This window comes from Nocardia sputi (assembly GCF_023501985.1).
Window position 1 is genome coordinate 152,202 of the sequence record NZ_JAMFLC010000023.1, and the last position, 20,754, is coordinate 172,955.

At 68.4% G+C, this 20,754-nt stretch carries 16 protein-coding genes; 11 read left to right on the top strand and 5 right to left on the bottom strand.

All coding sequences use genetic code 11. The features are described from left to right. Positions 1–56 precede the first annotated feature (56 nt). The 5 genes from M8859_RS28295 (at position 57) to M8859_RS28315 (ending at position 6,333) form a co-directional block, all read left to right on the top strand. Complete coding sequence (locus M8859_RS28295; protein WP_159926284.1) at positions 57–710, top strand: TetR/AcrR family transcriptional regulator; 654 nt, start codon at positions 57–59, stop codon at positions 708–710. Further along, positions 710–1,642: an ABC transporter ATP-binding protein gene (locus tag M8859_RS28300; RefSeq protein WP_159926282.1), complete on the top strand. Its 933-nt coding sequence runs from the start codon at positions 710–712 to the stop codon at positions 1,640–1,642. Before M8859_RS28295 ends, M8859_RS28300 begins: the two co-directional genes overlap by 1 nt. Then, a complete protein-coding gene (locus M8859_RS28305; RefSeq protein ID WP_195071426.1) occupies positions 1,639–3,285 on the top strand; it encodes an ABC transporter permease in 1,647 nt (548 codons plus the stop codon). The genes M8859_RS28300 and M8859_RS28305 overlap by 4 nt, the downstream gene beginning before the upstream one ends. Before the next feature lie 155 nt (positions 3,286–3,440). Next, the gene (locus tag M8859_RS28310; RefSeq protein WP_195071425.1) at positions 3,441–5,318 is read left to right on the top strand and encodes a vWA domain-containing protein; all 1,878 of its coding nucleotides are present in this window, start codon (positions 3,441–3,443) and stop codon (positions 5,316–5,318) included. Positions 5,319–5,478: 160 nt separating this feature from the next. Continuing rightward, positions 5,479–6,333 carry an alpha/beta fold hydrolase gene (locus M8859_RS28315; RefSeq protein WP_159926276.1) on the top strand — a complete coding sequence of 285 codons (855 nt, stop codon included), beginning with the start codon at positions 5,479–5,481 and terminating at the stop codon, positions 6,331–6,333. A 294-nt stretch (positions 6,334–6,627) separates the two neighbouring features. On the opposite strand, the gene M8859_RS28320 is transcribed toward M8859_RS28315, so the two are convergent. Beyond that, positions 6,628–7,527 (bottom strand): bifunctional helix-turn-helix transcriptional regulator/GNAT family N-acetyltransferase, encoded by a 900-nt coding sequence (locus tag M8859_RS28320; protein WP_159926274.1) that lies wholly within the window; start codon positions 7,525–7,527, stop codon positions 6,628–6,630. 308 nt (positions 7,528–7,835) lie between these two features. Continuing rightward, positions 7,836–8,690 carry an LLM class F420-dependent oxidoreductase gene (locus M8859_RS28325; RefSeq protein WP_159926538.1) on the bottom strand — a complete coding sequence of 285 codons (855 nt, stop codon included), beginning with the start codon at positions 8,688–8,690 and terminating at the stop codon, positions 7,836–7,838. A gap of 138 nt (positions 8,691–8,828) precedes the next feature. On the opposite strand from M8859_RS28325, the gene M8859_RS28330 reads away from it, so the two are divergent. From M8859_RS28330 to M8859_RS28345, 4 genes are all read left to right on the top strand, one after another. After that, positions 8,829–10,349 (top strand): threonine/serine exporter family protein, encoded by a 1,521-nt coding sequence (locus M8859_RS28330; RefSeq protein ID WP_195071424.1) that lies wholly within the window; start codon positions 8,829–8,831, stop codon positions 10,347–10,349. A 107-nt stretch (positions 10,350–10,456) separates the two neighbouring features. After that, positions 10,457–11,113, top strand: a complete 657-nt coding sequence (locus M8859_RS28335; protein ID WP_159926272.1) for a biliverdin-producing heme oxygenase — start codon at positions 10,457–10,459, stop codon at positions 11,111–11,113. Between the two features lie 79 nt (positions 11,114–11,192). Next, entirely contained in the window at positions 11,193–12,896 is a 1,704-nt protein-coding gene (locus M8859_RS28340) for a bifunctional metallophosphatase/5'-nucleotidase (RefSeq protein WP_195071423.1), read from the top strand. A gap of 316 nt (positions 12,897–13,212) precedes the next feature. Beyond that, positions 13,213–15,246, top strand: a complete 2,034-nt coding sequence (locus tag M8859_RS28345; RefSeq protein ID WP_249645070.1) for an SDR family oxidoreductase — start codon at positions 13,213–13,215, stop codon at positions 15,244–15,246. A gap of 72 nt (positions 15,247–15,318) precedes the next feature. Here the strand turns inward: M8859_RS28345 and M8859_RS28350 are convergent, their stop codons facing one another. Further along, positions 15,319–15,975, bottom strand: coding sequence for a cutinase family protein (locus M8859_RS28350; RefSeq protein WP_159926266.1), 657 nt, complete (start codon positions 15,973–15,975; stop codon positions 15,319–15,321). Between the two features lie 156 nt (positions 15,976–16,131). Beyond that, entirely contained in the window at positions 16,132–17,136 is a 1,005-nt protein-coding gene (locus M8859_RS28355; RefSeq protein ID WP_195071494.1) for a zinc-binding alcohol dehydrogenase family protein, read from the bottom strand. A 226-nt stretch (positions 17,137–17,362) separates the two neighbouring features. On the opposite strand from M8859_RS28355, the gene M8859_RS28360 reads away from it, so the two are divergent. Together M8859_RS28360 and M8859_RS28365 are read left to right on the top strand one after the other, a co-directional pair. Continuing rightward, a complete protein-coding gene (locus M8859_RS28360) occupies positions 17,363–18,028 on the top strand; it encodes a TetR/AcrR family transcriptional regulator (RefSeq protein ID WP_159926264.1) in 666 nt (221 codons plus the stop codon). Beyond that, positions 18,004–19,689 (top strand): FAD-binding dehydrogenase, encoded by a 1,686-nt coding sequence (locus tag M8859_RS28365; RefSeq protein ID WP_195071421.1) that lies wholly within the window; start codon positions 18,004–18,006, stop codon positions 19,687–19,689. The genes M8859_RS28360 and M8859_RS28365 overlap by 25 nt, the downstream gene beginning before the upstream one ends. Before the next feature lie 3 nt (positions 19,690–19,692). On the opposite strand, the gene M8859_RS28370 is transcribed toward M8859_RS28365, so the two are convergent. Beyond that, positions 19,693–20,532: an expansin EXLX1 family cellulose-binding protein gene (locus M8859_RS28370; RefSeq protein ID WP_249645071.1), complete on the bottom strand. Its 840-nt coding sequence runs from the start codon at positions 20,530–20,532 to the stop codon at positions 19,693–19,695. Positions 20,533–20,754: the final 222 nt, after the last annotated feature.

Below are 20,754 nucleotides of genomic sequence, written 5' to 3' on the forward strand. Positions count from 1 at the left end.
AAGTCCGCGGGAGGGTCTTGCTAGACCGTTGAACAACTGTTTAATATACTGAACATGTGTTTAATCAACAGCCCGTTCCGCAAGGATCCACCGAGGACCTGACCACCGCGGCCCGCATTCGCGATACCGCGATCGAGGTCTTCGGCGAACACGGATTCCAAGTCGGAGTCCGCAAGATCGCCGCCGCCGCCGGCGTCTCCCCCGGGTTGGTCAACCATCACTTCGGTTCCAAGGACGGCCTGCGCGCCGCCTGCGACGAGCGGGTCCTGCAGTTGATCCGCGACGAGAAGGTCAAGGCGATCACCGCGTCGTCCATGAAGGCGGGGATGCTCGAGTCTCTGGCCGAACTCGAGTCGTACGCACCGCTGGTCGCCTATATGGTGCGCAGCCTTCAGGCGGGGGGACCGATGGCGGAATCATTGTTCGAGCACATGGTCGCCGACGCCGAGGGGTACCTCGAGCGGGCGGTTCAGGCGGGCGCCATCAAGCCGAGTCGCGACCCCGCGGCGCGCGCGCGTTACCTGATGATGCTGAACGTCGGCGCGACCATGCTGTACATGCAGATGCGCCAGCACCGCGACGAAAAGATCGACTATCGCAAGGCGATTCGCGAGCTCAGCGATGAACTCACCCCACCGGCCCTGGAGTTCTACACCCAGGGTCTGCTCACCGATCCCACGATCTTGGACACTTTCACCAAGGAGAAGTGATGTCCGACATCATCGAAGTCCGCGGCCTCCGCAAGACTTTCGGTCACGTCACCGCGCTGGACGGCCTCGACCTCACGGTCGCCGAAGGCGAGATCCACGGCTTCCTCGGCCCCAACGGCGCGGGCAAGTCCACCACCATCCGGGTGCTGCTGGGCATCCTGCGCGCCACCGGAGGACAGGCCCGGCTGTTCGGCCGCGATCCTTGGGCCGACGCGGTCGCCCTGCACCGCGAATTAGCCTATGTGCCGGGCGATGTCACGCTGTGGCCCTCGCTCTCCGGCGGCGAGACCATCGACCTGCTCGGCCGGATGCGGGGCGGCATCGACGAGAAACGGCGGGACGAGCTGATCGAGCGCTTCGACCTCGACCCCCGCAAGAAGGCGCGCACCTACTCCAAGGGCAACCGCCAGAAGGTCGCGCTGGTCGCCGCACTGGCCTCGGACGCGCGGCTGCTGCTGCTGGACGAGCCGACCTCGGGCCTGGACCCGCTGATGGAACAGGTCTTCCGGGAGTGCGTGCACGAGGCGCAGCAGCGCGGCGCGACCGTCCTGCTGTCCAGCCACATCCTGTCCGAGGTCGAAGTGCTGTGTGAGCGGGTGACCATCATCCGGGCCGGCCGCACGGTGGAGAGCGGTTCGCTGTCGGAGCTGCGCCATCTGTCCCGCACGTCGATCACCGCCGAATTGACCGGCGACGCGGGCGATCTGAGTCGCATCCCTGGTGTGGCGGACATCGAGTTCGATGACCACACGCTGCGCTGCCAGGTCGACAACGAACACCTCGGCGAGCTGATCCGGGTGCTCGGCGATGCCGGCGTGCGCAGCCTGACCAGCACCCCGCCGACGTTGGAGGAGCTGTTCCTGCGGCATTACCACGTCGACGGCCACAGCACCGAGACCGCGACGGCCACCGGGGAGCAGGTGCGAGCATGACCACCGCCACCGCCACCGCCATCGCGGGCCGCGCCGCCGCCGCGCCGGTATTCGGCGTATCCGGCGACTTCGCGGGCACCGGGCGATTGCTACGGCTGTACCTGCGGCGCGATCGGGTCGTGCTGCCGCTGTGGACGCTGCTCATCGGCCTGATGCCCGCCTTGCAGGTCGTCAGTGTGAAAGATCTGTACGACAACCAGGCCGCCCTGGACAGTTTCGCGCGCACCACGGCGGACAGTCCCGCGCTGATCGCCATGTACGGACCGGTCTTCAGCTCCGCGCTCGGATCGATCGGCACCTGGAAAGCCGGCGCGATGTACACCATGATCGCCATCGCCACGGTGCTCACGGTAATCCGGCACACCAGGGTGGAAGAGGAGACCGGGCGCGCCGAACTGGTGGGCGCCACCAGCATCGGACGCTACGCAGGTCTCACCGCCACGCTGATCATGACCTACTCCGGGGCGCTGCTGGCCGGGATCGTGTGCGCTGTGTCGCTGTCCGCCGCCGACCTGCCCGGCGCGGGATCGGTGTCCTTCGGCGCCGCCCTCGCGGCTTCCGGCATCGTCTGGGCGGCCGTCGCGGGAGTCGCCGCCCAGGTGAGCGCCGGTGCGCGAGTGGCTCGCGGCGTGGCGTTCAGCGCCCTCGGCGCGGCCTTCGCCCTGCGGGCCGTCGGCGACGCCGGAAACGGCGTGCTCTCCTGGTTCTCGCCGATCGGTTGGTCGCTGCAGATCCGTCCGTACGCCGACGAACGGTGGTGGGTGCTGATCGCCTCGGCCGCCGTCGCGGTGCTGGGCACCGCTGTCGCGTACGCGTTGCTCGGCAACCGCGACATCGGTTCGGGGCTCATCGCGGAGCGCCCCGGGCCACCCGCCGCCGCGCCCGGCCTGTCCGGCCCGTTCGGTCTGGCCTGGCGGTTGCAGCGTGGCACCCTGCTGGCCTGGACGGTGGGCTTCGCCCTGTACGGCCTGCTGATCGGCGGCGCGGTGAGCAGCGTCGGCGACATGCTCGACGGCAGCGCGTCCATTCGTGACATGGTCACCCGGATGGGTGGCTCCCAGCAGCTGCAGGATTCCTTCGTCACCTACGCGATCACGATGCTGGCCGCGGCCGCGGCCGCCTACTCGGTCTCCGCCGCCCTGCGGCTGCACGACGAGGAGTCCAGCGCGCGGGTGGAGGCCACGTTGTCCGGCGCCGTCGGCCGCGGTCGCTACGCGCTGAGCCACATCGGCTTCGCGCTGCTGGGTCCCGCGGCGGCGCTGCTGGTCTCCGGTGTGGCGATCGGCATCGTGTACGGCGCCTCGGACGGCGATCTCGGTACGAAGTTGCCCCAGTCGATCGGCGCCGCGGCTGTGCAGGTGCCCGCGGTCTGGGTCGTCACGGGCATCGCGGTGGCGCTCTACGGTCTGGCGCCGCGGTTCGCTCCGGTCGCGTGGGGTGTGCTCAGCACCATGGTGGTGATCTTCTTCGTCGGTTCGCTGGACGGGCTGCCGCAGTGGATGGTCGATCTGGTGCCGTTCGTCCATCCGCCGAAGGTGCCCGGCGCCGAGTTCCATGCCCAGCCGGTGCTGTGGCTGCTCGCGGTCGCCGCGCTCCTGCTCGGTATCGGCGTCGCGGCGTTCCGCAGACGTGACCTGCGCTGACGACGCCCTCCCGGCCCGCGCGAAGCTTCTTCGCGCGGGCCGCTTCCCGTCAGGGGGCAGTTCGGCTCGCGGCGCGGCAGGATCGGCCAATACGGTCACCGGGACCCGATTTGCCGTGCCGTGCGCCATCGCAGGCGAACCCATCGACGAGGACCATGCCGAGAATCACCCAGTTCATCGCCGCGCTCACCACCTGTCTGATCGGCGCGGCACTCGCCGCGCCCGGTGCGGCTGCCCAGCCGGACCGCACCGAACAGCCACCGCGGTACGCCCCGACCATGTTGATCCTGGATGCCTCCGGCTCGATGCTGCGGCCGGATCCTGCGGGCACCATGATGGACGCCGCCAAGAACGCCGTCCGCGCCTTCGTCGGGTCCGCCCCCGCCGAGTCGAAGGTCGGGCTCGTGGCATACGGCACGAGCACCGGGAGCGCGGAGTCGGACAAGGCCGCCGGATGCCGGGACGTCCACCTGCTGCGGAGGGCCGACCCGCTCGACAAGGTCGCGCTGACCGCCGCCGTCGACGGCATCCGGGCGCGTGGCTGGACGCCCATGGGCCCCGCGCTGCGTACGGCCGCCGACGCCCTGCCCGGCTCCGGTCCGCGCTCGATCGTGCTGGTCTCCGACGGCGAGGACACCTGCGCCCCACCTGACGCGTGCGAAGTGGCGCGGGAAGTGAAGCAGCGCGGGATCGATCTGGTCGTGCACGCGATCGGGTTCGCGGTGGACGCCGCCGCCCGATCCCAGCTGACCTGCATGGCGCAGGCCACCGGCGGCACCTACACCGATGCCGCCGACGGGCGGGCACTGGAGCGGGTCCTGCCGCGCGTGAGCGCCGCGGCCCTGCGCAACTACCGCGCCGCGGGAACGCCCATCACGGGCACGAGCAGTCACGAGACCGCACCGATCGCCGCGCCCGGCCAGTACCTCGACACCATCGGACAGCGCGAGAAGCGGTACTGGTCGGTGGACGTGTCCGCGGGCGCGACCGCCTATTTCAGTGGCACGGTGTCGTTTCCCCGTCTCCGGGACGTCTCCGCCACCGACGACATGAACACACTGCAACTACGCGTCTACGGCGCGAACGGTCAGGACTGCCACGTCTTCGAATCCGAGCTGACCACCAAATCCAGTGACGGCGTGGCGCTCACCATCGCCAAAGCCTTCGACGGCGCGACCAAGGAGCGCGGCGGCAGCGACGACTGCCGCGGCGGCGGCCGCTATTCCTTCGGGCTGACCTGGGACAAGGTCTCCGCCGGAGTACCGGAGCGTTTGCCGATCGAACTGCTGGTGGGCATCGAGCCTGCCGCGGCCGCCACGGGCACAGCCCCCACGACGACGCCGACCGCGTTCACCGAGCCGACCGGATCGGACACTCCCGTGTCCGGCGGCGGATCGTTCAACGTGGCCGCGCCGCTGACAGGTAGCGGCCGCTACAGCGACACCCTGCGGCAAGGCGAGTTCGTGTTCTACCGTGTCCGGCTGGACTGGGGTCAGGGCCTGGCCTACCGGGTGCGCTTCGTCGGCAACGGCGGGCGCGGGCTGGGCAACCTGTCCAATATCAACACCACGCTCTACAACCCGATCCGCCAGGAGATCGGCTCCGACTTCGCCGCCTACACCGGCACCGACCAGGTGTTGCCGAACCAGGACCCGATGGCGACGGTTCCGATCCGCTACGCCAACCGGACCGCGGGCGACAGCAAGGCGCGCAGGCAGGCGGTGCCGGGCTGGTACTACATCGCGGTGAAGCTCGGCTCCACCTTCGAGGAGGGCGACGCGGCGCCGGTGCCGATCCGGCTGGATCTGAGCGTCACCGGCCATCGGGAACCAGGGCCGACGTACTCCTCCGGCGTCGCCGATGGCGTCTTCGGGGAGAAAGCCGATACGCAGCGGGCCGCGCAGCGCACGGAGGCAGCGGGCGCGGACTCCGGGCCGAGAAGCCGATGGCCTCTGTTCGCGGGACTCGGCGCGACCGCCGTCGTCGTGGTCGGCGTCATCGCGGGTGTGGTGGCGCTGCGCAGACGCGATTAGTGTGCTGAGTTGTCGATTCGCGTTTCTACTATCGGCTGTGGCGGTGCCCAGCCCGAATTCATACAGGCCTGCCCTGCCTCAGCCGATCCGACAAGTCAGCCCCGTCCGGGTGTCTGCCGCCCGGTGCGGGCTCGGAAATACTCACCAGGAGACACCCTCAATGAGCACACGGCATCGCTGGATCACCGTCGACGGCATCGAAACTTTCTATCGAGAAGCGGGCCCCGCCGACGGCCCGATCGTCCTACTGCCCCACGGCTACCCCTCGTCGTCATTCGAATTCCGCGACCTGATGCCCGCACTCGCCGATCGTTGGCGGACGATCGCACCGGATCTGCCCGGTTTCGGCTACAGCGATGCCCCGGCGAACTTCGCCTATACCTTCGACGGCTACTCGGTGTACCTACGCCGCTTCGTCGAGACGCTCGACCTCACCGAATACGTGATCTACCTCCACGACTACGGCTCCCAGTTCGGACTGCGTCTGGCGATCGACGCACCCGAACGAGTCCGCGGCCTCATCGTTCAGAACGGCGATATCTACGAAGACGAACACGGACCGAAATACGCACCTCTCAAGCAGTTCTGGAACAATCCCACCGAGCAGGGCCGGACCGACCTCGCGGCAGCGGTCAGCGAAGCGGGCTTCCGGGGCGAGTTCCTCGGAGAGTTACCCGACCATCTCGCCGATCGGGTGAGCCCGGACCTCTGGAAACTCGCGTGGTCGGTGACGAGCCCACCGCAACGGCAGGCCAACCTCGTGAATCTCCTCGCCGACCAACGCCATACCGTCGCTTGGTTCCCTATCCAACAGGCCTACCTGCGCGAGCATCGCCCACCGACCTTGATCATCTGGGGCCGCAACGACGGCTACATGCCCGAACCAGCTGCCCGCGCCTATCACCGCGACCACCCCGATGCCGAACTCCACGTCTTCGACGGTGGCCATTGGCTGCTCGAAACGCACCTCGACGAGGTCGTCCCACTGATCCGCGAATTCCTCGGCCGGTTGTAGGTGATGTTGTCAGGCGAATCTCGCTAGATAACCAGCAGCCCACAAGGTGTACTGGCGGTGCATGCCGCGTAGTGTCCGAAGTAGGCCGGTACGCACGTGCGCGATCGCGCGCGTAGAAAAACGAGGGGCATCGCCGCGTTCACGATCATTGATGACACCGGTTGACATTTTCACTCCCGCCGGCTGTCCGAGTTGGGACTCTACGCACTCTTCCACGAATCCGGCCTTGTGGCCGTAGCAGCAGTGACCCGACATCCCGGCCGGAAGTCAAGCAACCACCCGTACCAACACTCATCAGCCGGATATCGTTGTGATGATTCGTTTCTCGAACCAGTGATGAGCGTATGGCTCGTCATTGAAGGCGGCGGTTTCCGTGAAGCCGTAGGAGCGGTAGAGGTTGATGGCGGGAGTCAAGGCCTTATTGGTGTCCAGGAGGAGCGTGCTGTGCCCGAGCCGGGCGGCCCGCGCTTCGAGTTCGGCGAGAAATCTGCGGGCGAGGCCGAGATTGCGAACATGGGGAGCTACCCACATTCGTTTGATTTCCGGTGGCGTGCAGGGCGGCAGTTTCAGTCCGGCACAACCGACGGGTTGACCGTGGAGGCGAGCGATCAAGAGCAGGCCGTGCGGAGCCGCTAGTTCATTCGCGTCGGGCAGCAGGCTTTTGGCAGGATCGAATCCGGTATCGAAGAGTTCCCGCATTTCGGCGTAGTAGGACTGCAAGCAGTATTCGGCGTCGGGGTGATCGGGAGCGACGGTGTCGAGGGTGACCATGGTAGCGGTCAGCAGTCGGCCCACTTCCTCCATTGCCGTCACAAGTCGGTCACGCTGGGCGGGGTTGAGCGGCTCGAGCAGACGGCCCGCCAGCTCGTCGCTGCGTTGATCGAGAAGATCACGTTCGATCCGGCCGATGGGGGTAAGTCGCACAGTGCGGACTCGTCGGTCATCGGCTTGCGGTTCGACGGTGATCAGCCCATCGGCCTGCATGGAGCGCAGTAGCCGGCTCATGTAGCCGGAGTCCAGGCCGAGCCGTTGCCGCAACCAACGCACGTCACGCCCTGGTTCGTCGATCTCCCAGAGCAGTCTCGCCTCTCCGATGGGTCGGTCCATACCCAGGTAATCGTCTTGGAGTACGCCGACCCGCTCGGTGACGATGCGGTTGAACTGACGCACCTGGTCGATCTGCCCCTTGTTCATTTATCTGACTTTAGTCAGATACTTCAGTCCTTGCCAAGTGGCCTCCAGCTGACTCCCCTGCTGCAGATGACAAGGTGCAGATCGGGTGTGCATCGATAGAAGAGCACGGGTCTGTCCCTCGGGTTTCGATGGCCCGATACCGCTAGAGCCGGTTGAAGCAGCCCGCGTCCACGGCAGGTGCGTCGCAGGCGGCGCGCAGCCGGTGATCCGTGACGGTGGCGGCATGCCGCGGATCGGACTGTGGGTGTCGGACGGCATCTGTCGTGGATTGTGGCTTGCCGACAACGCCCGGCGGCACCGTCGATGCGTCACCGGGTGTGCTCGATCCCCAGTTTCCCGGCCAACCGGGTGAGGTAGGCCCGCACGTCCTCCACCGGACGGTCGGGCAACCCGAAAACCGCTTCGGTGACGCCGGATTCGGCCCAGCGCGTCAATTGCTCGGCGTCGTAGCGACCGGCCAGCGCGACGACGTCGGGCCTGCCTGCGCGGTCGTGCTCGTCCCAGATCCGCCGCAACGAAGCGATTTTCTCGTCCAGGCCGTCCTCGGTCGGCGTGGTGATCCAGCCATCGGCGTGTTTCGCCAGCCAGGTGAAGTTCTTCTCGGTGCCCGCCGCACCGAGCAGGACCGGAATGCGCTTCTGCACCGGCTTCGGCCAGGACCAGCTCGCGCCGAAGGTGACGAACTCGCCGTCGAAGCCGGCCTCCTCCTCGGTCCACAGCACCCGCATGGCCTCCAGATGCTCGCGCAGCACGGTCCTGCGCTTGCCCGCGGGAACACCGTGATGGGCGAGTTCGTCGGTATTCCAGCCGAATCCGACGCCGAGGCTGACCCGGCCGCCGGACAGGTGGTCCAGCGAGGCGATGGTCTTGGCCAGCGTGATCGGATGGTGTTCCGCGGGCAGCGCCACCGCGGTGGACAGCCCGATGCGCTCGGTCACCGACGCGGCGGTTCCGAGCGCGACCCACGGGTCCAGGGTGCGCAGATAGCGATCGTCGGGCAGGCTCGCGTCGCCGGTGCGCGGGTGCGCCGCCGCACGGACCACCGGGATATGTGTGTGCTCGGGCACATAGAACGTGTCGAACCCGGCACGCTCCGCGGCCAGCGCCGCATCCGCGGGGGTGATCCCCCGATCGCTGGTGAACAACACGATTCCGTACCGCACCGTACGCGCTCCCATCGCTGAAACTAGAACAAGTTCTACCACGATTCGGCGTTCCGACCAAGGGCGCAGCGCGACCGGCCCGCCCGCCCGCGACCCGCACGGATGCCAAGGGCACGCCGGATGACTAGGTTCGCCTCCATGAGTCCTGACGCATCTTCCGTAGGCGATGTGACCACCGGACGGGTGGATCACCTCGGCTGGCGTCGCGGGCTTCGCCTGCGGCGCGCCCGGCCGATTCCCGTCGTCAGCCAGGCCGTGGGTTTGCTGGTCGCGGACCGGCAGGCGACCGCGGACACCATCGTCACCGCGCCGACGCCGTTGCAGCCGATCGATCTCACCGACGACGCCCGGGTCACCGAAGTCCTCGATCTCGCCGTCCGGGTCGGCGAGGTGGTGCTGTCCTCCGGCACCGGCGTGGTGGACACGACCAACGCGGTGCGCTTCATCGCCGCCACCTACGGGCTGTCGCGCTGCAGCATCGACGTCACCTACGACGCCATTCGTATCTGGGCCGACCGCGGGCCCGCGCTGCCACCGGCCAGCACCATGCGGATCGTGCACTACCGCGCCCTGGATTTCACCCGGCTCGCCGCCGTGGACCGCCTGACCCGCCGCATCCGCAACGAAGTGGTCCCGCCGGGCGAGGCTCGCGCCGCGCTCGACGCGATCACGCAGGCGCCGCACCCCTACCACCGGTGGACCGCCACCGCCGCGTGGTCGCTGATGGCGGCGGCGATCGCCGCGCTGCTCGGCGGCGGTGCCGTGGTGGCCGCGGTCAGCTTCGCGACCACCGCGGCGATCGACCGCACCAATCGCGTCCTCAATCGCTATGGTCTGCCGTTCTTCTTCCAGCACATGGTCGGCGGCGCCATCGCGGCGATCCCGGCCATCGTACTGGCGGGCCTGGCCGCGCGCCTGCGGATCGATGTCGACCCGACCCTGATCATCGCGGCGGGGATCACCGTGCTGCTCAGTGGGTTACAGCTGGTCGGCTCGGTGCAGGACGCGATAACCGGCGCACCCATCACCGCGACGGCCCGCATGCTCGAGGTGATGATGATGACCGGCGGCATCATCGCGGGCATCGCGCTCACCCTGCGCATCGCCGACCTGCTCGACGCCACCGTGCCGCCGGTGTACCTAACTTCCGCCGGCGACATCACCGACCTGCCGGTGAAGATCGTGGCCGGCGCGGTGGCGGCGTTGGCGTTCGCGCTCGCCTGCTACGCCGAACGCCGGGCCCTCGCCGCGGCCGCGGGCAGTGGCGCGGCAGGCACCATCTGTTTCCTGCTCATCCAGCAGGCCGGGTTCGGTCCGGTGATGTCCTCCGGCGTCGCCGCGACGCTCGTCGGCCTGGCGGGTGGTCTGATGGCCCGCCGTGCGCTGACTCCCCCGCTGGTCGTCGCGGTCGCGGGCATCACGCCGCTGCTGCCGGGCCTCAAGGTCTATCGAGGGCTCTACGCACTGCTCAACGACGAACTGCTGATCGGAGCAAACCAGCTGCTGTCGGCCTTCGGCATCGGCTGCGCGCTGGCGGCAGGCGTCACCCTCGGCGAGTGGTTCGACCGCACCGTGCGCAGACCGCGGATTTTGCGCCGGTTCGGCTCGGTGCGGCGCCCGATCGTGCGGCGTCGCCGCCGGTCGGCGCCCGTGCACTGAACCGCGAGGTGCATGCGCGGCCAACGCCCGCCCGGTAACCTCATATCGAACTGGTCAGGGTGGCCTCCTTCGGCGGCGGCCCCGGTGTGAGGTGAGGTGTTTCGGATATGTCGGAAGCAGTGCCGTTCTCGACGCAGATCCGCACCGCCACCGCGCAACAGCATGCGGAGGCGGAGAACTCCCGCTTCATGAGCGACATGCTCGGCGGATCGCTCGGCGTCGATTCGTATCACCGCTACACCGGCCAGCTCTGGTTCATCTATCGCGCGCTCGAGGGCCGGTGGGCGACGCTGGCCGACGACCCGGTGGCCGGACCGTTCATCCGGCCCGAGCTCGCCCGCACCGCGGAACTGGAGCGCGACCTCGCACATCTCATGGGCTCCGACTGGCGTGCCGGCCTGGAACCCCTGCCCGCGACCGCGGCCTACGCCGAACGCATCGATGAGTGCGCGCGCAATTGGCCCGCCGGGTACATCGCCCACCACTACACCCGGTACCTGGGCGATCTGTCCGGCGGACAGGTCATCCGCGGCACTGCGGAGAAGTTGTGGGACCTGCCGCATCGCGGCGACGGCGTCCGTTTCTACGTCTTCGACGGCGTCGGCAATCCCGCGGCGTTCAAGCGGGAGTACCGCAGTCTGCTCGATGGCCTGCCGCTCGACGATCTGGAGCGCCGCCGCGTGCTCGATGAGGGGCGGCGTGCCTTCGCGATGAACACCGCGCTCTTCGAGGAGCTCGCCGAGGAATTCCCCGCCGCGCAGTAGCCGGCCGAACGCATCGTGCTGGGCGGAGCGGCATTTCGGCCGTCGTGCGCGAACGACGCGGACGTGCGACAGTCATGGCATGAGAGCGCGCCGTCGCATCGCCGTGGTCCTTGCCGGTCTTGTAGGCGTCGGTCTGGTGGGGGGTTGTGGCACGACATCCGATCCCGGCGCCGGTCCCGGCTCGTCGACTGCGGCCCGGATAGTGCCGTTGATCTCGACGAACGACTTGCGTCCCGCACAGTCGGACGAAGTGCACCTGTTCGGATTCAACGATCTGCACGGGAATCTGCAGCCGCCGGGGGGGTCCACCGGAAAGATCGCGGGGCACGACGCGGGCGGCGCCGCCTATCTCGCCACTCATCTGGCGCGGCTGAAGGCCGCGTATCCCTCCAGCGCCGTGCTGGCGGCCGGAGACAACATCGGGGCCAGCCCCTTGGTCTCCGGGCTGTTCCACGACGAGCCGACGATCACCTTCCTGAACAACGTCGCGGTGGCGGCGTCGGCGGTCGGCAATCACGAATTCGACGATGGGGTACTGGAATTGGCGCGCTTGCAGCGGGGCGGCTGCGCGGTGGACGGATGCTCTCCCGGCGCGCCGTTCACGGGCGCGCGGTTCCCCTATCTGGCCGCCAACGTCGCGGACGCCCACGGCGACCTTCCGCCCGCGCTGCGGCCGTGGACGTTGCTCGAAGTGGGCGGGCACAAGATCGGCGTCATCGGGACGGTGACGCCGGACACGGCCCAGATCGTCCTGCCCGAGGGGATCCGGGGCTACTACTTCGGTGACCAAGCCGCCGCGATCAACCGTCATGTGCCGGAGATGAAAGCGGCGGGCGCCGAGGCGATCGTGGCGCTGGTGCACGACGGAGGCGCGCAGCGGCCCGAGAGCGACGCACCCCTGGACTACAACGGATGCGCGAACGTCACCCCGAACGTGACCGGGCTGGCCGAGCGGATCGACCCCGCCGTCCGCGCGGTGTTCACCGCCCACAGCCACCAGCCCTACGTATGCACCGTCGGCGGCAAGGTGATCACCCAGGCGGCCTCGTACGGCCGGCTCATCACCGATGTCACGCTGCGTTTCGGCGGCGACGGCGTGCAGGCGTCGGCGGTCAACCGAGTCGTGACCCGCGAGGTGACGCCCGATGGCCCCACGACCGCGCTGATCGATTTCTACGCCGAGCAAGCACGGCCCCGCGCGGGCCGCGTCGTGGGCGCGACCGCGGATGCTCTCCCGCACAACCCGCGCCCGGCGGGCACCTCGCCGCTGGGCGACGTGATCGCGGATTCGATGCTGTCGGCCACCGCGGGGCCCGCCGCCGCCGTGGCCGCCTTCATGAATCCCGGCGGTGTCCGCGCCGATCTGAAGCAAGGACCGATCACCTACGGCGACATCTTCACCGTCCAACCGTTCGGCAACCAGGTCGTCACGCTCACCCTGACCGGCAGTCAGATCCTGCGTTTGCTGGAACAACAGTGGGACGACTCCGGCAATCCGACGGTGCTGTCTCCCGCCGGCATCACCTACGCGTACTCCGACATCGCACCCAAGGGCGCGAAGGTGGTCCCGGACAGTGTCCGGATCGCCGGCGCGACGCTGAACCCGGTCGCCACCTATCGCATCACGACCAACAGCTTCCTCGCTTCCGGAGGAGACGGGTTCACCGTCTTCACCGAGGGCACCGAAACCACGGTGGGTCCGACCGATCTGGACGCCTTCGAGACGTTCCTGCGCGGCAAGCCGCCGCTGCGTACACCGCCCGCCCGCGTGGAGAAGAAATAGCCGGATGGAAGTAGCCGTACCGGACGCTGCCAGATTGCTGGACACTCGACCAGAATGTCGGTAACTGGAAATTCCTGTAACACATACCGTTTGACCTGCACCGACAGGTGATCAGTCCCACAAGCCGAACGGGTCATGATCGCTTGCCGGTGCCGCGCACGGTCGATTACTGTTCAGTAATAAGTCAGGACGAAGGTGTTCCTACTTTCGGCCCGACGTCTGTCGCTGGGGGCCGAATCAACGCTGTCCGCATTCATTGCCGCATGCCGGATGACTTGTGCGACAACATGGTTCGAGTGAACAGCAGGAGAGTGCGATGGCCACTTACATCGTGACGGGCGGAACCGGATTCTTGGGGCGGCGGGTCGTTCAAGACCTTCTGGATCGCGACGCCGAGGCGATCGTCCACGTGCTGGTGCGTGAGACGTCCCTGGCGAAATTCACCGACATCGCGGCGGGCTGGCGCGGCGCCGAACGAGTCTTCGCGCTGATCGGCGATCTCACCGTCGACGGGCTGGGACTGGCGTGCGAGGCGCCGCGGGCCGACCACGTCATACATCTGGGCGCCGTCTACGACATGACCGCCGACGAGGACACCGCGCACGCGGCCAACGTCACCGGCACGCGCTCGGTGCTGGCCTTGGCCCGCGAGCTGGGCGCGGTGCTGCATCACGTCTCCTCCGTGGCGGTCGCGGGCGACCACAAAGGCAAGTTCTTCGAGGAGGATTTCGACCTCGGCCAGCAACTGACCTCGCCATATCACCGCACCAAGTTCGCCGCCGAGAAGCTCGTGCGCGAATCGCGCGGCGTGCGCTGGCGGGTCTACCGGCCCGCGATCATCGTCGGCGATTCCCGCACCGGTGAGATGGACAAGATCGACGGCCCGTACTACTTCTTCAGCGCGATCGCGAAGCTGAGCGCGCTACCGTCCGATCTGCCGTTGCCGCTGCCCGACCTCGGTGCGACGAATATCGTGCCGGTCGACTATGTCTCGGCCGCGATGGTGGAACTGATCCGCCGCCCCGGCCTGGACGGACGCACCTTCCACCTGGTCAACCCGGAGCCGCAGCCGTTCGGTGAGGTGTACGGCGCGCTCGCCGCCGCGGCGGGGGCACCGACCGGCGTGGGCACGGTTCCCGGCAGCGGACTGGCGCTCAGCGGCCTCGCGCAGATCCCGGGTATCGCTTCCGTGCGCGATTTCCTGCTCGAGCAGGTGGGCATCCCCGCCGAAGTCGCTCCGCACACCTCGTTCTCCGCGGAGTTCATCAGCGACTCCACTCGCGCCCAGCTGCGCAGCTCCGGTCTGACCGTGCCGCCGTTCGACAGCTACGCCGAGCGGCTGTGGCAGTACTGGCGCGACCACCTCGACCCGCAGCGTGGACGCGTGTCCATCACCGGTGACCCGCTCGCCGGGCGGATCGTGCTGATCACGGGCGCGTCCTCCGGTATCGGGCTGGCCACCGCGCACGCCGTCGCGCGGCGCGGAGCCACGGTCGTGATGGTCGCCCGCGGTCACGACGACCTGGCGGCCGCCGCCGACGCCGTGCGCGCCGAAGGCGGTGTCGCGCATACCTATCCGTGCGACATCACCGACTCCGAAGCCGTCGAGAAGCTCGTGCAGTGCGTCCTCGACGACCACGGTCACGTCGACTACCTGGTGAACAACGCGGGCCGCTCGATCCGCCGCTCCGTGCTCAACTCCACCGACCGGATGCACGATTTCGAGCGCACCATGGCGGTGAACTACTTCGGCGCCGTGCGGCTCATCCTCGGACTGCTGCCGTCCATGCGGGCACGCCGGTTCGGGCACGTGGTCAACATCTCCTCGATCGCGGTGCAGACCAAGGTGCCCCGGTTCGCCGCGTACGTGGCGAGCAAGTCGGCGCTGGACAACTTCAGTGAGATCGCGGCGGTCGAGAACCGGGATGCCGGTGTCACGTTCACCTCGGTGCGGATGCCGCTGGTGCGGACCCCGATGATCGCGCCGACCGATCTGTACCGGTCGCTGCCGGTGCCGGATCCGGAACAGGCCGCCGCGATCGTGGTTCGTGCGCTGGAGGACCGGCCGCACCGCATCGACACCCCGGTCGGCACCTTCGCCCAGGCGGTCGAGTTGCTGATGCCGTCGGTGAAGCGCCAGATCATGCACCAGGGCTTCCGCATGTTCGGGGAATCCAGCGCCGCTCAGGGCGACTCGGACCGCCGTTCCGGCGCCGATTCGCCGACCGCTGCCGCTCCGGCGCCCAGCCGTGGCCCGCTGTCCGCTCTCGCCCCGGTGGTCATGCCGCTCATGGCGTTGCCCGCACCCGCGGCGCGCCTGGCCCGCGTGGTCCCCGGCTTGCAGTGGTAGCTGCGCGACCCACGACCGACGGTGGGGCCGCCCTCGGACGGCCCCACCGCGCGGATTCCCGGTTCCGCGACGTCACACCCGGTCCACCGCGAACTCGACGGCCGGCCACATAGCCCACCGGTAGTCGGTGTGCGCAGCCGGACGGATCCCGCCCTCGCACACCGGATCACCGCTCGCGCAGTAGTTTCCGGTCCGCCAGGCGTAGTGCTGCGGCACATTCCAGCCGATCAGCCGGATGGGATCGCCGAACAGCAGCACCGCGGCCACCCGGGATTGCAGCTGCGCGGGCAGCGAATGGATGCCACCGAGCGCGGTCACCACGCCGGTGCCGAGCACCCCGTGCGTCACGACCGCGCCTTGCGAGAAGCCGACCAGCACGAACCGCTGCCCCGGGCACCTCGCCGCTTGCCACATGATGTGGGCGGTCATGTCCTGGGTGCCGCGGCTGATCGAGGACGGGTCGAGCAGGTCGGCGGGATAGTCCACCCGGTAAGCCTGCGAATCGGCTGGAAGTGCCTGCCACAGTGCGTCATAGAACGGGTCGCCCACCACCGAACCCAGATATCCGGGTTCGTGGGTGCCTCTCGCGACGACGACGTCGACCGACGCGCACGACGTCGCCCATGCGTGCAATCCCGTCGCGGCCCCGAATCCCGCGACGAGCAGCAGCACAGCGAATGCCCTTACTACACGCCACTTCTCGAAGTGAATTACCTTCCGGTTGGCCATCGTACTCACCTACTCACGCCGTTGTGAGACAGCCGATCGACACTTGTCAGTGACAATTACTCGCTATATCCGCGAAGGTAAGAACGGCGGAAGGGGCCGTCAAGGAACTCCACCCGACCGATACGGAGTCAGCGCCGAATCGTGTTCTACGGATTCCTACGGCACGAGAACCGCTGCGCCCGTGAATCGTCCGTGCGCGAGATCGGTCAACGCTCGATCGGCCCTGTCCAGGGAGTACCCGTGCGTGGTCAGATGTATCCGGTGTTCGCCGGCGAAAGCCAGGAATTCGCGGGCGTCAGCGCGGGTATTCGCGGTGACGGAGCGAATTTCGCGCTCTTGGAACAGATGCCGCTGATAGTTCAGCGCCGGAATGTCGGTGAGATGGATACCGGCGATGGCCAGGATCCCGCCGCGATCCAGTGCCGCCAGCGCGGCTGGCGCCAACTCGCCGACCGGCGCGAACAGGATCGCCGAATCCAGCAGCACCGGAGGCGGTTCCGCCGCGCCCCGCACCGACGCGGCCCCCAGCGCGGTCGCGAGCTCCCGGGCAGCGGGATCGCGTGTCATCACGTGCACCTCCGCTCCTCGGGCGGCGGCTACCTGAGCGGCGATGTGGGCGCTGCCGCCGAAGCCGTAGATGCCCAGCCGCCCGCCCGGCGGCACGGCGGCCCGCAGCAGCGCGCGGTACCCGATGATGCCCGCGCACAGCAGTGGGGCGGTGTCCGCATCGGAGTATCCGGAGGGCAGCCTCAGCGCGTAATCCCATGGCACACAAGCTAATTCGGCATAACCGCCGTCGGCGTCCCAGCCCGTGTAAGCGGAATGCGGACAGAGGTTCTCCGCCCCGCGCAGGCAGAACTTGCATTCCCCGCAGGTGTGCCGCAGCCAGGCGATTCCCACCCGATCCCCCACCGCGAAGCCCTTTCCCTGCGCGTCTCGCCCGACCACGACGACCTCGCCGACCACCTCGTGCCCCGGCACCACCCCGGTGCGGCGCACCGGAAGATCGCCTTCGGCCACATGCAAGTCGGTCCGGCACACGCCGCAGGCCAGCACACGCACCATCAGATCGCCGGGTCCGGGTACCGGGACAGGCGTGCGCTCCGCGTCCAGCGGGCCGGTTTCGATCGGGCCGGGCCTGCGCACCCGCCAGCTACGCATGAAGGTGTTACCGCCGTGGAACTCGCTCATCATCGCCTCACCTCACCTCGCCTCACCTCGCATCGCTCGGATCGACCCGGATCACCCATCCCGACCTGGCGGAATACGCCGGAATCACCCTACTCGGCGAAACCCGCCACACCGGACGACGACACCTGATACGTTTCTGTATCGAGTACATTCCTGTATTCGATGCCGGGTCGAGGCCGAACCGAGGAGGTGCCCGATGACGTCCGATGCCGCGCAGGCCGCGCCCGCCCGGGTCACCCGCCGCCGCGCCGAAACCAGGAACCGGCTGCTCGTCGCCGCGTACGAGGCGTTCGCCGAGGAGGGCTTCGGGCGCGCCACCGTGGAGCGGGTGTGCGAGCGCGCCGGATTCACCCGTGGGGCGTTCTACTCGAATTTCAGCTCACTGGACGAACTGTTCCTGGCCATGTGGGAGCAGCGCTCGACGACGATGCTCACCGAGGCGAGCGCCATCCTCGACGAGATCGCGGCCGAGGGCACCGACGACGTGCGCACCGCGGTCGAGCGCCTGGAACGAGCTGTCCCGGTGGACGAGAGCTGGTACCGGATCACCGCCGAATTCACCGCGCACGCCCTGCGCACTCCCGCGCTGCGCAGGGTGATGGCCGCCCGCGAGGAGGCCATCGTCGCCGCGCTCATGCCCACGATCGTCGCCGCGCTCGCGCGCGGCGGCCGCACCGTGCCGGATCCGGAGGCGTTCGGCCAAGCACTCATCGCCGTCCATGACGGCACCAGCGTGCAGGTGCTGATGGAGCCGGACAGCCACGTCGTGCGCGAGCGCCGCACCGAACTCTTCCACCACGTCGTGCTGGCCTACAGCACCGCAACCGAAGGATCGACATGTCTCACCACAGTCCCGAAGTGACGCCGGAGGCGGACGTCCTCGTCGTCGGCGCCGGGCTGGCCGGCCTGGTCGCCGCGCACGAATTGGTCAAGGCGGGCCGCACAGTGCACATACTCGACCAGGAGAACCGCAACAACCTCGGCGGCCAGGCGTTCTGGTCGCTCGGCGGGCTGTTCTTCGTCGACAGCCCCGAACAGCGGCGCCTCGGCATCGAGGACTCCTACGATCTCGCCTTGCAGGACTGGCTCGGCTCGGCCGGGTTCGACCGCGACGACGAGGACAAGTGGGCCCGCCAGTGGGCGCAGGCGTACGTGCGGTTCGCGGCCACCGAGAAGCGGGAGTACCTCCGCGAACTCGGCCTGCGCGTGACGCCGCTGGTCGGCTGGGCCGAACGCGGCGGCGCCCGCGCCGACGGACACGGCAACTCGGTGCCGCGCTTCCACCTCACCTGGGGCACCGGCCCCGAGGTGGTCCGGGTCTTCGCCGAGCCGGTGCTCGAGGGCGAGCGGCGTGGCTTGGTTCGTTTCAGCTTCCGCCATCAGGTGGACGAATTGGTCGTGGAGGACGGCGCCGTCGTCGGCGTGCGCGGCACGGTGCTCGAGGACACCGATCTGGATCGCGGCCGCGCTTCGTCCCGGACCGGAGTCGGTGAGTTCGAATTCCGCGCCGAGGCCGTCATCGTGGCCTCCGGCGGAATCGGCCACAATCACGAACTGATCCGGCGCAACTGGCCCACCGAGCGGCTCGGCCCCTGCCCGCAGACCATGATCTCCGGCGTGCCCGCACACGTCGACGGCCGGATGCTCGGTATCACCGAGACCGCGGGCGGCGCCATCGTCAACCGGGACCGCATGTGGCACTACACCGAGGGCATCGTCAACTGGGACCCGATCTGGCCCGACCACGCCATCCGCATCATCCCCGGACCGTCCTCGCTGTGGTTCGACGCGAACGGGAAGCGTCTGCCCGCGCCGTGTTTCCCCGGATTCGACACCAACACAACGATGAAGGAGATCTTGAAGACCGGCTACGACTATTCGTGGTTCGTGCTCACCCAGTCGATCATCGAGAAGGAGTTCGCGCTGTCGGGCTCCGAGCAGAACCCGGACATCACCGGCAAGGATCTCAAACTCACTCTGAAAAGCCGCGTGGCCAAGGGCGCCCCTGGCCCGGTGGAAGCCTTCAAACAGCACGGTGTCGATTTCGTCGTCGCGGATACGCTGCGGGAACTTGTCGCGGGCATGAACAAGATCGCTCGCGGTCCTGAGCTGGACTACGACGACCTGGAACGCCAGATCGTGGCGCGCGACCGGGAAGTGGCGAACAAGTACAGCAAGGACAGCCAGCTGATGGCGATGGCCAACGCACGCCGGTACATCGGCGACAAGGCCGGCCGGGTCGCCAAACCCCACCGCATCCTCGACCCGGCCGCGGGTCCGCTGATCGCCGTTCGGCTCAACATCCTCACCCGGAAAACGCTGGGCGGCTTGCAGACCGACCTGAATTCCCAGGTGATCAGGCCGGACGGTACGCCGTTCCCGGGTCTGTACGCCGCGGGCGAGGTCGCCGGTTTCGGCGGCGGCGGCGTGCACGGGTACAACGCGCTGGAGGGCACCTTCCTCGGCGGGTGCATCTTCTCCGGCCGGGCCGCGGGTCGTGCGCTGGCCACGAAACTCGCCTGAGCGCTACGCCCCGCAGCGGGAGGCGACCCTGCCAGGTCCCGTCGAGGTGGCCAGGGATGGCGCCGACGACGCGAACGACGGCGCGCCGACGTAGAGCCGGGCACCCGCCGAGTGGCTCCCCGGTTCCGCCGTGACGCCGGGGATCTCGGCCTCGTTGCCGAAGACGTCGGTCACCCGAGCCGTGAACGGGCCGAGCCCCGATCCGGAAATCGTCCAGTAGTTGTCGGCCCGGCGGGTGAGCGGTCGCCACGGTCCGCCCGCCGCCGGGCGAACGGCCGCCTCGCGCAAGGGGTTTCCGGTGCCGCCGAACAGGATGCCGAACCAGGTCCTGGTCGAGTCCGGTCTCACCTCGTAGGTCAGTTCCCGAGCAGGCTGCGGGTCGCGAACCAGCCGGTAGCGGACTTGCGTCACGCCGGCGGCGGGATCGGCGATCTGCTCGAACGCCGCCGCGCTCAAATCAAGTTGTCCCGCGGCGCATGCCGCGCAGCGATCGACCACCAGTGCCCGGACCGACCCGTATGGACCCTGGATGTCCAGATACGCCCCGCAGAGATCGGCGCGCCCGTAGTCGGAGGTGGACAGCCCGGCATAGTAGCCGTCCGGCGGCAGCTCGCGGAAGGAACACGACACCTGCTCGCCGAACACGGAGTAGCGCGCCTCGACGGCCACGTCCGGGCCGATCGGGGCGAAAGTCACGGCGGACACCGGAAAACGCGACGGCGCGGACGCCTCGTTCGGCGAGTTCCCGGCAACGCAGGTCGGCGCCGACGGCCGCACCAGCCAGACGACCACCGCGACGGTGGCCAGCACGCCTGCCGCAAACCACAGCCATTCGGAACGCAATGGCCGCTCTTGAATGGGTACCCGGTGCATCGCTTCCCCGACTCCGGCTCACCTGCTCGCGAACTGTTCATCCTGACTGCACCAGGAAAGCAGCCCGACCGCTCGTGCACCTGGCGAACGAAAATTCTTCACTGTGAAAGATTCCCAGTTCAGCAACAACCCGGCTATTGCAGCTGTCGCGGGCGCAGCGGCGCCGGCCGATCGGAAATGATCCGGCGCTTT

Bases quoted from the DNA above. Each gene is read 5' to 3' on its own strand.
- M8859_RS28320 (WP_159926274.1), bottom strand. From the start codon at position 7,527: ATGAACAAGGGGCAGATCGACCAGGTGCGTCAGTTCAACCGCATCGTC.
- M8859_RS28335 (WP_159926272.1), top strand. From the start codon at position 10,457: ATGTCGGAAGCAGTGCCGTTCTCGACGCAGATCCGCACCGCCACCGCG.
- M8859_RS28305 (WP_195071426.1), top strand. From the start codon at position 1,639: ATGACCACCGCCACCGCCACCGCCATCGCGGGCCGCGCCGCCGCCGCG.
- M8859_RS28340 (WP_195071423.1), top strand. From the start codon at position 11,193: ATGAGAGCGCGCCGTCGCATCGCCGTGGTCCTTGCCGGTCTTGTAGGC.
- M8859_RS28365 (WP_195071421.1), top strand. From the start codon at position 18,004: ATGTCTCACCACAGTCCCGAAGTGACGCCGGAGGCGGACGTCCTCGTC.
- M8859_RS28315 (WP_159926276.1), top strand. From the start codon at position 5,479: ATGAGCACACGGCATCGCTGGATCACCGTCGACGGCATCGAAACTTTC.
- M8859_RS28360 (WP_159926264.1), top strand. From the start codon at position 17,363: ATGACGTCCGATGCCGCGCAGGCCGCGCCCGCCCGGGTCACCCGCCGC.
- M8859_RS28300 (WP_159926282.1), top strand. From the start codon at position 710: ATGTCCGACATCATCGAAGTCCGCGGCCTCCGCAAGACTTTCGGTCAC.
- M8859_RS28330 (WP_195071424.1), top strand. From the start codon at position 8,829: ATGAGTCCTGACGCATCTTCCGTAGGCGATGTGACCACCGGACGGGTG.
- M8859_RS28345 (WP_249645070.1), top strand. From the start codon at position 13,213: ATGGCCACTTACATCGTGACGGGCGGAACCGGATTCTTGGGGCGGCGG.
- M8859_RS28310 (WP_195071425.1), top strand. From the start codon at position 3,441: ATGCCGAGAATCACCCAGTTCATCGCCGCGCTCACCACCTGTCTGATC.
- M8859_RS28350 (WP_159926266.1), bottom strand. From the start codon at position 15,975: ATGGCCAACCGGAAGGTAATTCACTTCGAGAAGTGGCGTGTAGTAAGG.
- M8859_RS28355 (WP_195071494.1), bottom strand. From the start codon at position 17,136: ATGCGTAGCTGGCGGGTGCGCAGGCCCGGCCCGATCGAAACCGGCCCG.